The 12,619-nt window shown below is 30.1% G+C and carries 11 protein-coding genes; 4 read left to right on the forward strand and 7 right to left on the reverse strand.

Going from position 1 to position 12,619, the window contains the following annotated elements:
- The first annotated feature begins 48 nt into the window (after positions 1 to 48).
- The gene (locus BLW23_RS03700; RefSeq protein ID WP_143032102.1) at positions 49 to 1,098 is read left to right on the forward strand and encodes a helix-turn-helix domain-containing protein; all 1,050 of its coding nucleotides are present in this window, start codon (positions 49 to 51) and stop codon (positions 1,096 to 1,098) included.
- Positions 1,099 to 1,192: 94 nt separating this feature from the next.
- Positions 1,193 to 2,317 carry a nuclear transport factor 2 family protein gene (locus BLW23_RS03705; protein ID WP_093667880.1) on the forward strand — a complete coding sequence of 375 codons (1,125 nt, stop codon included), beginning with the start codon at positions 1,193 to 1,195 and terminating at the stop codon, positions 2,315 to 2,317.
- Positions 2,318 to 2,391: 74 nt separating this feature from the next.
- Here the strand turns inward: BLW23_RS03705 and BLW23_RS03710 are convergent, their stop codons facing one another.
- From BLW23_RS03710 to BLW23_RS03725, 4 genes are all read right to left on the reverse strand, one after another.
- Positions 2,392 to 3,276, reverse strand: coding sequence for a TIGR01777 family oxidoreductase (locus BLW23_RS03710; RefSeq protein ID WP_093667881.1), 885 nt, complete (start codon positions 3,274 to 3,276; stop codon positions 2,392 to 2,394).
- A 122-nt stretch (positions 3,277 to 3,398) separates the two neighbouring features.
- The gene (locus tag BLW23_RS03715; RefSeq protein WP_093667882.1) at positions 3,399 to 3,962 is read right to left on the reverse strand and encodes a YdeI/OmpD-associated family protein; all 564 of its coding nucleotides are present in this window, start codon (positions 3,960 to 3,962) and stop codon (positions 3,399 to 3,401) included.
- A gap of 23 nt (positions 3,963 to 3,985) precedes the next feature.
- Positions 3,986 to 5,311: a hypothetical protein gene (locus BLW23_RS03720; protein WP_093667883.1), complete on the reverse strand. Its 1,326-nt coding sequence runs from the start codon at positions 5,309 to 5,311 to the stop codon at positions 3,986 to 3,988.
- Positions 5,312 to 5,504: 193 nt separating this feature from the next.
- Entirely contained in the window at positions 5,505 to 5,855 is a 351-nt protein-coding gene (locus BLW23_RS03725) for a DUF6249 domain-containing protein (protein WP_093667884.1), read from the reverse strand.
- 139 nt (positions 5,856 to 5,994) lie between these two features.
- Between BLW23_RS03725 and BLW23_RS03730 the strand changes: the two genes are divergently transcribed.
- Positions 5,995 to 6,579, forward strand: coding sequence for an RNA polymerase sigma factor (locus BLW23_RS03730; RefSeq protein ID WP_093667885.1), 585 nt, complete (start codon positions 5,995 to 5,997; stop codon positions 6,577 to 6,579).
- Positions 6,566 to 6,973 carry a hypothetical protein gene (locus tag BLW23_RS03735; RefSeq protein WP_093667886.1) on the forward strand — a complete coding sequence of 136 codons (408 nt, stop codon included), beginning with the start codon at positions 6,566 to 6,568 and terminating at the stop codon, positions 6,971 to 6,973. Before BLW23_RS03730 ends, BLW23_RS03735 begins: the two co-directional genes overlap by 14 nt.
- 259 nt (positions 6,974 to 7,232) lie before the next feature.
- Here the strand turns inward: BLW23_RS03735 and BLW23_RS03740 are convergent, their stop codons facing one another.
- The 3 genes from BLW23_RS03740 to BLW23_RS03750 form a co-directional block, all read right to left on the reverse strand.
- The gene (locus BLW23_RS03740; RefSeq protein WP_176829744.1) at positions 7,233 to 7,889 is read right to left on the reverse strand and encodes a TlpA family protein disulfide reductase; all 657 of its coding nucleotides are present in this window, start codon (positions 7,887 to 7,889) and stop codon (positions 7,233 to 7,235) included.
- A 305-nt stretch (positions 7,890 to 8,194) separates the two neighbouring features.
- Positions 8,195 to 9,391: an MFS transporter gene (locus tag BLW23_RS03745; protein ID WP_093667888.1), complete on the reverse strand. Its 1,197-nt coding sequence runs from the start codon at positions 9,389 to 9,391 to the stop codon at positions 8,195 to 8,197.
- A 796-nt stretch (positions 9,392 to 10,187) separates the two neighbouring features.
- Positions 10,188 to 12,584 (reverse strand): TonB-dependent receptor, encoded by a 2,397-nt coding sequence (locus BLW23_RS03750; RefSeq protein ID WP_255362726.1) that lies wholly within the window; start codon positions 12,582 to 12,584, stop codon positions 10,188 to 10,190.
- Positions 12,585 to 12,619 lie beyond the last annotated feature (35 nt).

Here is a 12,619-nt window from a genome sequence, read left to right on the forward strand (position 1 = left end):
AATTTTTCTGAGCTTTTTTATTTTAGTGGCGTTTTAAAACGATTAATCTTGAAAGAATCGATATTATTTTTCTTTTGCTCTCTTGGCGTTTTCAATGGATTTTTACTGAGTCTGTATTTTTTATTTTTCAATAAAGTAAAAAGGGCTCAGAATACGTTTCTTGGAATTCTTTTATTAATGTTAAGTATAAGAATAGGCAAGTCAGTTTATATCGTTTTTACAGAGAAGGAAAACGTTAATCTGACTATACTTCAAATAGGACTCTCAGGATGTTTTTTAATTGGAATTTCATTGTTTTATTATATAAAAGTATCCTTAGAAAATATTGATGTAGTTCCGAAATTATGGAAGCTTCATTATTTAGTTCTGATATTAATCATTTTTTCAATTGGAATTACTTTACCTTATAAAACTGAGCCCAAATTATGGGGGACCTACTTCATTAGGTTTATTTACTTGTCTTGGGGAATGTATTTAATGGCTTCTACTATTCAAATTCGTCAAATACTATGGCAATTTATAAAAAGAGAAAAAATATCAATTAAAGAGCAATGGCTTTTGTCTGTCCTTTCGGGTAATCTTTTAATTTATATTGCTTATATAGTAGGATATTTTCATTTGTATTATGTGGCTACTTTAACATTTTCGTTGGTATTTTATGGGTTGGTTGTATTCCTTTTATTTAAGAAAAACAGGAACATAATTTTTCAAGAGGTTTCTGAAAAATATAGTTCTAAAAAAATAGATAGCGGTGAGGTAGCGATTTTAATTACGAGATTAAACGATCTGATGTTCGAGAAGAAAATGTATAAGAAAGCTAACTTAAATTTAAAGGAATTAAGTAAAGAACTGGAAGTGACTCCACATAAGTTATCGCAACTGTTGAATGATAATATGGGAAAGAGTTTTTCCCAATATATTAATGAATTCAAAATCGAAGAAGCGAAGAAATTACTTCATAGAAATGATAATTTAACCTTAGAAGCTATTGGATATGAATCTGGTTTTTCCTCTAAATCTAATTTTTATGCTACTTTTAAAAAGATAGTGGGAAAAACACCATCAGAGTTTAAAAAGTCGATTACAAGGGAGTTATAAGTACATAATTATAATTCTGGACGCCTAAATTATAACTAAGAATTCAATTTTAAGAGTAGTTTTTCATTTTTGGAAAAACATAAAATTTTTAAAAATGAAGAACATATATTTTTTAGCTGCACTTTTCTTTTTGAATTCAATCTTTGCGCAGAACAAGGAGGAATCTAATCAAAAATTAATAACGAATACGTTAAATGGTTACATAGAAGGGAGTTCTTATAACAATAGGGAGCTTATAAAGAGTGCTTTTGTTTCCGATGCGACTTTATATTTAACGACTAGATCTGGTTTTCAGAAACTTACAGTTGATCAATATACAAACTTTTTTAGTCCTGAAAGGAAAGGAAAGTTTAACGGTCGAATAGGAAAAGTATTGGATGTTACTATATTTGAAGACATTGCTCAGGCAAAAGTTGAAATTTTCTTTTCAAAGAGCAAGATAGTTTATATCGATTTATTTTTGTTAAAGCAAACACCCAATGGCTGGAAAATTATAAGTAAGACAGCTACTCGCTTAAAGGAGAGTCCGAAAAAAGAGAAAGTATTATTCATAGTTTCAAACGCACATTTTTACGGGAATACTGAATTAAGAACGGGAAATAGTTTTTCCGAAATCGTAAATGCCTATGATGTTTTTACTAAAAATGGTTATGAGGTAAATTTCGTTAGCCCTAAAGGAGGAGCTATTCCACTGGCATATATCAATACTTCCGATGAATTATCAAAAAAATATGTCTACACTGCGGACTTTATGAATAAACTCAAAACTACCTTAACTCCAAGTCAAATAAATACTTCTGAATATAAGGCAGTTCAGTATATCGGAGGAGGAAGCGTTATGTTCGATGTACCACAGAATAAAGAAATAGCTAATATTGTTATGGAGATTTATGAAAAACATAACGGTATTATTTCATCTGTATGTCATGGAACGGCTGGTATTGTGAATCTTAAAACGAGTAATGGAGAATATTTAGTTAAAAACAAAAGAGTAAATGGATATCCAGATGACTATGAACGTAAAGACAGGCCTTATTTTAAAACATTTCCTTTTTTAATTAAAAAAACGATTGAAGAAAGAGGTGGTGTTTTTAAGTTTTCCAAGCCGAATACACCACATGTTGAAGTGGATGGCAGACTAATTACTGGGCAAAATTATAAATCGTCAAAACCTGTGTCAGAAAAAATCATTTCATTGCTTTCGGAAAACATCAAATAGTTTCAATAAGTAGTGGATAAAAAAGGATCAATTTTTCATAGACTGAATGGAATTGAATTGAATTGGAGGTGGAATTATTTAAGAAGATCCTCTAAAGCTTCTTTTAAATTAGGAAACTTGAAGTTATAAATCGATTCGATTTTGTTAGCGGATATTCTACTTCCTTCTAATAAAATGATAGATAGCTCTCCAAGGATGGTTTTTAAAACGAACGAAGGTACATTCAATGGAAATAAGAATTTACCAGTAGTTTTCGCTAATATTTTTGTAAAAGAAATGTTTGATTGATGCTCGTTGGTTACGCAGTTATATATTCCTGATAACTTTGGGTTATCAATAGAGTCGGTGTAAATATTACAGAGATCATCAATATGAATCCATGGAAAATATTGACTTCCACTACCCAAAGCACTTAGAAATAAAGGGGTGTTTATTTTAGCAAGAGCGCCTCCTTTTTTACTTAATACAACCCCAGTACGTAAGATCGTTACAGGAATATTAAGCGCTTCAAATTGTTTGGCTGCATTTTCCCATTCTATGCAAACTTTAGAAATAAAGTCGTTATATGGAGCATCATTTTCCTTAAAAATGATATCTGAGGTATGAGCACCATAATAACCAATTCCAGAAGCGGAAATTAGACCATGTAGTTTCAGTTTTAGTTTTTTTACATATTGGAATATGAGGTTTGCAGAAAGAACACGGCTATCAATTATTTCTTGTTTCCTTTTTTCTGTCCATCTTTTATCTGCAATTCCAGCACCAGCTAAATGAATAATGTGAGTAACATTAGTAAAAGCATTTTCATCGATAAAACTTTCTTTAATATTCCAAGAAAATTCATTCGATTTTTTAGGATTTCTAGTTAAAATATTCACTTCATGTCCATTACTTTTTAATAAGGACTGAAGTTTCTTTCCAACTAAACCAGTACCGCCTGAAATTAAAATTTTGCTCATATTACAAAAATACGAAACTTAATAACGGTTAAGAAATTTATATGATTTGATAATTGATAAACATAGCCTGAAAGAACTGTATAATTTTGCTCAAAACTCAAAACTCAACACTTAAAGATGATTTATCGAGATTTTTGATTTGCAGCACATAATTCTATGATTTTCGCTATTCTATTCTGACGTGTCTGTTCTCTTTTAGCTTGATTTAACCAATACAAATAGCCTTTTTTGTACGAAGGTGCAAAGTTCTGGTAATTTTCATAAGCAGTTTGATGTTTACTGAATTCTAATTGTAAATCTTCTGGAGCAATTAAATTGTCAATATCATTTAAAGCTGCCCAAGAACCATTTTCTTTTGCAATATTAACTTTAAACATGCCTGATTCATGCATGAGTCCTTTTTCCATAAGCTCTTCAATATAAGTTTTATTAAGCTTACTCCAAACGCTTTTTACCTTTCTAGGACAAAAGTATTGCTGGCGTTTTCCATTTCCTAAACTTTTTACGGTAGAATCTATCCATCCATAGCAAAGGGCGACTCTAACTGCCTCTTCCCAACGCATACTTTGTTCTTCGCATTCTACTTTATAAAAAATTAAGTAAATACCAGTGCTCTGATCATAGTTTTCTGCTAACCAATTTCTCCATTCTGTGGGAGTCTTAAAGTAAAATGTTTCTTTTGTCATAATAGAATTTAAGTAAAAGGTGGTTATTCAAAATACCAAAAAGGTATCGTAATATATCTTCTGAGTATTGTATCTTTTTTCTTAATAACTTTTCGTCTAACCTTAAGAAGGTGCTTTCCATCAGATAGTCCTTTAGTAGGTAGATAGGTTTCGAAACCGGTTTGACTTTTTACATTCGTACCAATTAGAAAATCGGTTGGATACTTTACACTATCAATATAAACTTCATTCATAGTATTAAAAACTTCAATGTATTTATAGGCTAAACTATCTCTTTTTTTTCTTGAGAGTCTATTTTTATTATTGTTAAGTTTAATTTTTGTTTTAAGACCTCTGCGATCGTTTACGGGTTTTAAACTAGGATGGAAGTTATAGAGCCTCTCTTCCAAATTTTCACTAAAAACTATAAAAAGTTTGACGTAAGCATCAGAAATTGTTTTTGATTGTATACTGGCTTTTTCAACAAAATCTTCATTATTGATTAACAAATTTTCATAGTTTGTTTTGTTTAAATAAAGCGTAGCGCTCGTTTTTATATTACCAAGGTGATTTGAAGTTTGATATTTTGCTGTAACAATTATTAAAATAATAATGTAAATAGGAACTAGGAGAAAACTAATTCTCTTAGTGAACTTATTATCCAAGAAGTTGTAAACTAATGCCCTATATAAAAAAGAAAGTGTAATAAAACTGAATAGCCAGTAAAAAGGAAAGTATATTTTAGATAGCCACTTTTTCTTTTTAAGAAAGCCTTGAGTTATAAAATCTATAAAGGTTAATATCATACCAATAGCTAAAATAACAAGTAGGAATACTCCGAGGGCTATTCTAAAACCTTCATGAAGAGCTTCATTATCTATAATGAAGAAAACAACAGCTATGATACTTAAAACAGCCAAGGTAATTGATATTACATAGAAAATAAGAAGAAATGAAATAGCGAACAAAACACTACAATAATTTTCGAGAGTAGCCACATATTTATCGAAAGAAACAATTTTCTTTTTCAAATATTTTTTGAATCTGTTTTGATAGTTTAATTCATCAAACTCTATTTCTCCTGATACATATCGCAAACCCAAAGCGCCAATCCATAAACCTCTTAATATGACATGAATTAACAAGTTAAACAATAATATTGCACAAGCAATTTTAGAGATTAGCAATAAAATAATAATATAAATTATGTTGTTGGCTTCAGCCCTTAGTAAGGAAACTTGAATTTCTGGATAGGCACTCAATAAACCGAAAATGGCAAAACCAGAGATAATTAATTCTAACTGCCAACTTTCTTGTTGGAGTTTATCTAAAAGCTGTTTAAAGTCTTTGTTATCGTGATTAGCACTCATTTTAGTTTTCTTTTGCTAAAGGTACGTAGTTTTATAAAACAACAAAATCATCTTAATTAAGATGATTTTGTTGCTAAGTGATTTGTTATTAGGACTTAATTATTAGAATAAGCATGGTAAAAGAATCCTTGTCTTCTTTACTAAAAAAAACATTTTCTTTTTTAGCAATGGTATATAACAAATGATATGAATATTATTCGTCTTCTAACTTTTTAGTAAGGTGAAAACCTGTAAACAATCCAAGTCCTCCCATAAAGAAAATTAAAGAAGGATATATGGCTTCTTCATCTAATTGTGTATACGTAGTTAATATAAGAGCTAAAAATACGCCTAAGCCAATTCCCATAAGTAATAAAGAAAGGTTTAAAACAACAACCCTTCCTGTTAATGTAGATTTTTTTTGTCGTTCACCTTGCATAAATATTTTGGCATCAACACCTTTTTCAATAAGAGCTAAGCGTTCTTTGTTTCTTGTTGAATAGAACAAATAAAAGATTCCGAATACTACGGCGAATAAGAACATAAATACAATTGCAACTTCCATAAATATTATTTTTAATGATTATTTTATTGTGTTTGGTGGTATGACATTATCTTTGTTGTAAAGGTTACAAAAAAAGTAAAAAAATATTTTTTAAAATAATTTGTAACCTTTTTTGAAAAGGAATAGTCAAAATAAAACAATGACTATTAAAGACGACCAAATATATATCGATAAAACTCTTAACGGAGATGTAAATGCTTTTTCTTATCTTATTGAAAAATATAAGGTGATGGTATTCTCATTAGGGATGAAAATGCTAAAGAATAAAGAAGAGGCTGAAGAAATTGCACAGGATACTTTTATAAAAGCTTATAAAAGTTTGAAGAAATTCAATAGAGAATCGAAGTTTTCGACCTGGTTGTATAAAATTGCTTATCGAAACTGTTTGGATAGCCTAAAAAAAATTACCAAAAACTATAATATCGAAGCTATTGATGAAATAAATAGTAATAAGATACAAGAAACAACCGATGTTTTAGAGTCAATTGAAAGGAAAGAACGAGCCGAAGTAATGAAAGAATGTCTGAACATGTTACCTAAAGAAGAGCGAGCGATACTTTGGTCTTTTTATTTTGATGAATTAAGTTTGAATGAAATTACTGAAGTGACTGGATGGTCTCTAGCAAATGTAAAAGTAAGGTTACATAGAGGCAGAAAAAGGCTTTTATCTATAGTTAAAAGAAATATTGAACCAGAATTAATAAAACATTATGGAAGAAAATAAACATGTTGATGAGCTGGATGTTTTTATGAAGAAATATGTAAATGAAATAGAGTCTGAAATGCCTTCTATAGACTTTACTACGAACATAATGAATACGATACATACTTTAGAAAGTAAAGAGGTATTCAAAGTAAAACCGTTAATTTCTGGTAAGACCTGGTTTGTTTTAGGGTTGATTCTGATTGTTTCAATCTTATTTGTATCTCAAGGGCAGTCTATTAGTGAACTGATAACTATTCCTGAGGTTAGTAGATTTTCGAGTTTTGAAATTCCGAACATTTCTTTAGGGATAACCGTTTCAAATACTATGTTATATACCTGTTTATTGTTCAGCATAATGGCATTTGTACAGATATATTTGTTGAAAGGGTACTTTTCAAGGAGGTTGGATTAAACAAATGAATTTATTTTTTGATAATCATAAATCATACTGATTCGTATTTTATTATTTTTTGGACTATAAACTTATAGGATACATTTAATAAACCCTTTTTTGTTCTCTAGATAGGTCTTAATTTTATCAAGGTAATGTTGGCTTTTTATTGTTAGTATCCGATATTAAAAACAGAAAATTATTTTTCACGAGTTCAAGAAATACTTTCTAAATTAGATTAAAGGAACCAATTAATTATAAATTTAGTTACCTGTTGGCTTCATTCTTTCCTTTCAATTACTAGTTGTTTAGACATTATCCACTTTTCCATTAAATTTCCATTTTTTAAATATTTCTCTGCGGCAGGAATAAATCTTAAGCTTTTATAATATAGATTATTATTTACGATTATATGCTTTGGAATAGAAGTTATACTAAAATTTCTGCTTGTTCGATTTATGTTTTCGGAAATTAACTGTACTCCTTTAGGACGTTTGTTGTTTAAATATAATTTCCAACTGTCTTTATCAGTATCAATTGAAATATCAATAAAAATGATATTAGAATCATCATTAAATTTTTTTTTTAAGGAATCTAGTTTTGTTTTTTCAGCTAGGCAAGGTCCGCACCAAGTCGCCCAAAATGATACATAAATTGTTTTTCCTTTAAAATCCGTGAGTTTTTTCTTTTTGCTATCTATTGTTTTGAATAATTCGTCTGGTATTGTTTTTGGGGTATAATTTCTAAAATCCCATATTTCTTTGGCATTAATTAAATTACCACTTGTATCTATTCCAAATTCTTTTTGTTTAATGATTAAAGGTTGACTAAATAAAAAATATATAAAGATGAAAATACCTATTAGTGAACTATAGAATTTTAGCTGACTATTTATTTTCTTTCTGCTCAACATCAAACCTAAAATGGCAAAAAACAATAAAAATATTATTAAAGGAAAATAAAAAGATCTAACAGGTATAAATACTAACAAACATAAAATTAATACACACACATAATGCCACGTCATTTTTTTTGTTATTATCCCTGCTAAATAGAAACCGAGAAAAGTTGAAAACATTGGCACCCACTTCAAAAGGTATACTTCATAAATATTTATAAAATCAAGTATGTAAAAACAGAAAATTACAGAAGTGATTATTATAATAACTCCCAAGATTGTTTTATAAATGTCCTTTTTCATAGTGTCTGTGCTTGCATTTAACGTTTCGGCTAAACTACATTTTAATACAGTTTAGGCTTTGTTTTGTGATATTTTTTCTTTTTATATAATGCTATCAAACCTATAATTGGTCCTAACGCTAATATGGAGTAAATATATGTTGGGTTTATTGAAGTTTGCAAAATATTCATTATTTGAATACTAACTATTGTTATTAAGAAACCAATGCAATTTACAATCGTAAGTGCAGTCGCCTTTATTTCTGCTGGAGCGTTTTTAGCCACAAGAGTTGATAAAAGAGGTGAATCGGCAATAACAACCATTCCCCAAAAAAGGAGAAAACTAATAAATAAGCTTTCAGATTCAGATGCAAATAACAATGGAGAGACCAGACAGCATGTACATGATAAGAGTAGTGCTATGAATGCAATTGATTTAGCTTCAATTGTTTGTGAGAGATAACCACCTGCTACACAGGCCAATCCACCTATTCCTATAATCATAAATGACAATAATGGAATATTGAATATTGCTTCAGGATGTCTCATGGAATATGTTTCTAGTATGATAGGTATAAATGCCCAAAAGGCGTACAACTCCCACATGTGACCAAAATAACCGAAGGCTGCAGAACGAAATTTTCGATTTTGAAATACATCTAAAAATGTAGATGTTTCCAGCTTACTTCCAAGCTTTCGGTATGGACCATCGGGAACCATAATCAACATCAATATACCACCTAAAGCTGCAAGAGACGAAGTCAAGATTAACACATATTTCCATGGAAATGCACTGGTCAGCCCCTTCGCTAAATGAGGAAATGCTGTACCAAGAACTAATGCACCAACAAGGAATCCAAGTGATTTTCCTAGTCCTTTTTCAAAATAGTCCGCAGCTATTTTCATTCCTACAGGGTAAATACCTGCCAGAAAGAAACCCGTAACAAAACGGAGTGAAAGAATACTTGCTAAACTGTTACCTTCCCAAATTATGCTTAAATTAAATAGGGATCCTAGTAAGGCACAGGTCATAAATACTTTTGATGGTGAAAAACGGTCAGCAATAGTTAGAATAGCGAAAATCAATGTACCAAAAATGAATCCGAATTGTACAGCCGACGTTAAGTGGCCTAAAGTACCGCTCGTAAGGTTGAAAGTTATCATGAGATCGTTCATGACACCATTTCCAGCAAACCAAAGTGATGTACAGCAAAACTGAGAAATCACGATTATCGGAAGTATTAATTTAGATTGTTTCACTTATAGTTTTGTTCAATAGCACTCAACGGTTTGACTAATAAACGTTGCGCTATTTTTTCATTTAGTTTATAAATATACCTAAACATTTCGGCTTTCTATAGGCTTCAAAAACTTACCAAGATCAAAAGCAATGTTTTTTAGATTTTTGCTAGCTATAGTTTTCTCATAGCTTTTCTAATTTATAAAATATTTTTAGTTAGTAAAAAATCTGTAATTTCAATCACTTTGTTTTCATTAGTCTTGAACTCAAAAAAGTAATCCATCTCGCTTGTAATCATGTTTCTAGCGCTAATGTATTCGCTTTTTATTTCTTTTCATTCTATAAAACCATATAGCGGAACACTGATATTGTCTATTGAAATAACCAATATCTTTTTGAGAGGTTTCTTTATTTTTTTTACTTCTTTGAATAGATAGTAAATTGATAAAGGATTGGAAATCATAATATAAGCATACCAAAATTTCATCTCATTATTATCGCTAATAGGTATAATTGAAATCCAGATATATATAAGCGAATAAAATAATATAATTAAAATTTTTGAGCGCTTAGATTCATATATTTTTAAGTTATGCGCAATTTTTTTATCCTTCTACAATTGTTTGGAGTGATATCAATAATTTGAATTATAGCTGTCTTGTGTATGAAAAGTAGCAGAATAAAATCATTATTTTTTCAATTTAAATGCAAAAATAGCAGAAAAGAACGAACTTTGATTTCAGCTCCAAACTACTATTTTTTATATACTACTTTGTTATGTGGTGTAATTCTCTATAAATCTTAAATAACTAATTTCTAAAACTGAAAACGATAACCAACATCAGGAAAAAAACCAATTTGATATACTTTGTTTATATCATTAGTAAGCCTGTTGTATCGTCTTTCAAATATATTTTTGTTACCAGTTACATTTTGTAAATCAACATAAAATTGATGAGAGCGCTTTTTTACTTTACTATTAAATCTAACTCCAAACTTAAGATCCCATTTCATATAACGGTCAGATTGCTCACTAAATGCTAAATCTTCTTGTAATATTTGGAAACCTGCTTGTTGTGATCTTGCTAAATCTACAGGCGTATAATGCCTTCCTCCAGCTGCTGTAAATTTAGTATCTATAAAGAATACATCCTTTTTTGATTTACCTATTTTAAATTCTCGTCCTGCTAATATGTTTAATACATATTTGTTATTAAATGGACTATTGCGTTCTACGCCATCGCTTCCTTTATACTTACTATCAAATATTGAGGTTGTTAATAATCCATAATATCCTTTGTTGAAAAATTTCTCTAAGGTTAATTCAATACCACTATTAAAACCTGTTCCTTCATTAACCATTGAAAGGTGGTCGGTACTAAATCGAAAATTAGCCCCCTCTGTTAATGAAGAATAGCTTGAGGGAGATGAATCTACCGCTGCATTTGTAATATCTTGGTAATATATTTCAGCTTTTGCTCTCCAGTTTTTAGCTAATCTTACATCATAACCCAATACAAAATGGTCGCTTTGTACAAAATCTAAATTTTTATTAGTTTGTACCATGTCTCCATTAATATTTTCATTCAAAAATAATAATGGAATAGGTACGGATTGGTGGTGTATACCATACCCAAAACTTAATGAATGTTTTGGTGCTATTTTCCAGTTTACAGATGCTCTTGGTTCTAAAACAAATTGTTCATTTAATGAACTGTACTGTCCGTGTAGTCCTGCGTTTAGTGTTAATTTTCCTGTAAGTCTAAATTGCCCTTGCACATAAGGTTGAACGATACTAAAACTCTCTTCACTATTTCTAAACGTTTTTAATTCTGGATCCCTATTATTATCAGTATCGAATTGTTCTTCTCTACTTTTAAGTAATGACTCTAAATTGAAATTTTCAAATAAAACTCCTGTTCTTAATGTTGTTTTATTACTTATTTTTGTGTTAAACAAGGTAGAGAAAATCATTCGTGTTTCATTATTATCTGCTTTTATAAACTGTATTTTTCGTTCTTGGGGCGTGTCCAAATTATAGTATTTATCTCGATCATATTTATTGGCAGAAAAAGATCTTGAAATAATGGTTTTAAAATAAGATTTTTCACCAACAATTGCACGGTGTTTTAATCCTACTACACCAAACTCAGAGGTAACAAACGAATCTTCATCTTTAAAAGTAAATAAGTCATCTTCTTTAGTGTCTTCACCTATAAAATCTATGCTAGAAGATCCTAAAATTCCAAATAATGAAAATTTCCCTAATTTACTTTCACCAAAATCTATATTAAAAGAAATATCCTTATAGTTTGGTAATGCTGAAGTACCTGTACCTTGACCAATCAATCCTATCAATGAATACCTTCCTGCAACTAAAAAGGCTCCTCCTTTTTTCCCTAATGGCCCTTCAGCCATAGCTTCTAATCCTGTGAATGCACCCATTTGTAAAGTATATTCATAATCATCTGTATTTCCTTTTCTAAAACCAAGATCAAATACGCCTCCTAAAGCGTTTCCATATTCAGCAGGAAAAGCAGATGTTATAAAATCTGAATTGTCTAACATATTAGGATTTAGAGCAGAAACTGGACTACCAGTGGTTCCGGTTGTAGAAAAATGATTGGGACTTGGAATAGGAATACCTTCTAACCTCCAAAGTAGTCCTGTTGGTGAATTACCACGTATAACAATATCATTTCTACTATCGTTAGGAGCTGAAACTCCTGCGAAATTTGATGCCAAACGGGCTACATCTCCACGACCTCCTGAATACCTGCCTACTTCTTCTACGCTAAATTGACGTGCAGAAATAGCTGCCATTTTATTTTTAGGACGGTTTTTGCTAGTTGTAGAGGCTATAACTATTTCATTTAGGTTACCGTAAGATTCTATAAGTTTTATAGCAATAATTGCATCTTTTCCTGAAGTAACAATAATATTGGGTATTGTTATGGTATCAAAGCCAATAAAGCTAATGCGAATGGTATGTCTTCCGATAGGAATATTATCTAATCTAAAACGACCATTAATATCTGTAGTTACTCCTGTTTTTTTATCTGAGTTTAATAATTCTATTGTAGCCCCAATCAAGGTAGTTTCCGACTGTTTGTCAATTACATTTCCTTTGATAGTTCCTGTTTGAGCAATGCTGTTTTTCGACCATAATATCATTACAATAAGAATACATGTTGCTTTAATAAATTGTTTCATTTTCTACGTTTTACTTAAGCTGTAAAATTGAGAAG

Source organism: Tenacibaculum sp. MAR_2009_124, from assembly GCF_900105455.1.
GTDB lineage: Bacteria > Bacteroidota > Bacteroidia > Flavobacteriales > Flavobacteriaceae > Polaribacter.

What these genes read in the sequence shown, in the direction of transcription:
- BLW23_RS03705 (WP_093667880.1), top strand. Translation starts at nt 1,193, where the DNA reads ATGAAGAACATATATTTTTTAGCTGCACTTTTCTTTTTGAATTCAATC.
- BLW23_RS03710 (WP_093667881.1), bottom strand. Translation starts at nt 3,276, where the DNA reads ATGAGCAAAATTTTAATTTCAGGCGGTACTGGTTTAGTTGGAAAGAAA.
- BLW23_RS03715 (WP_093667882.1), bottom strand. Translation starts at nt 3,962, where the DNA reads ATGACAAAAGAAACATTTTACTTTAAGACTCCCACAGAATGGAGAAAT.
- BLW23_RS03720 (WP_093667883.1), bottom strand. Translation starts at nt 5,311, where the DNA reads ATGAGTGCTAATCACGATAACAAAGACTTTAAACAGCTTTTAGATAAA.
- BLW23_RS03725 (WP_093667884.1), bottom strand. Translation starts at nt 5,855, where the DNA reads ATGGAAGTTGCAATTGTATTTATGTTCTTATTCGCCGTAGTATTCGGA.
- BLW23_RS03730 (WP_093667885.1), top strand. Translation starts at nt 5,995, where the DNA reads ATGACTATTAAAGACGACCAAATATATATCGATAAAACTCTTAACGGA.
- BLW23_RS03735 (WP_093667886.1), top strand. Translation starts at nt 6,566, where the DNA reads ATGGAAGAAAATAAACATGTTGATGAGCTGGATGTTTTTATGAAGAAA.
- BLW23_RS03750 (WP_255362726.1), bottom strand. Translation starts at nt 12,584, where the DNA reads ATGAAACAATTTATTAAAGCAACATGTATTCTTATTGTAATGATATTA.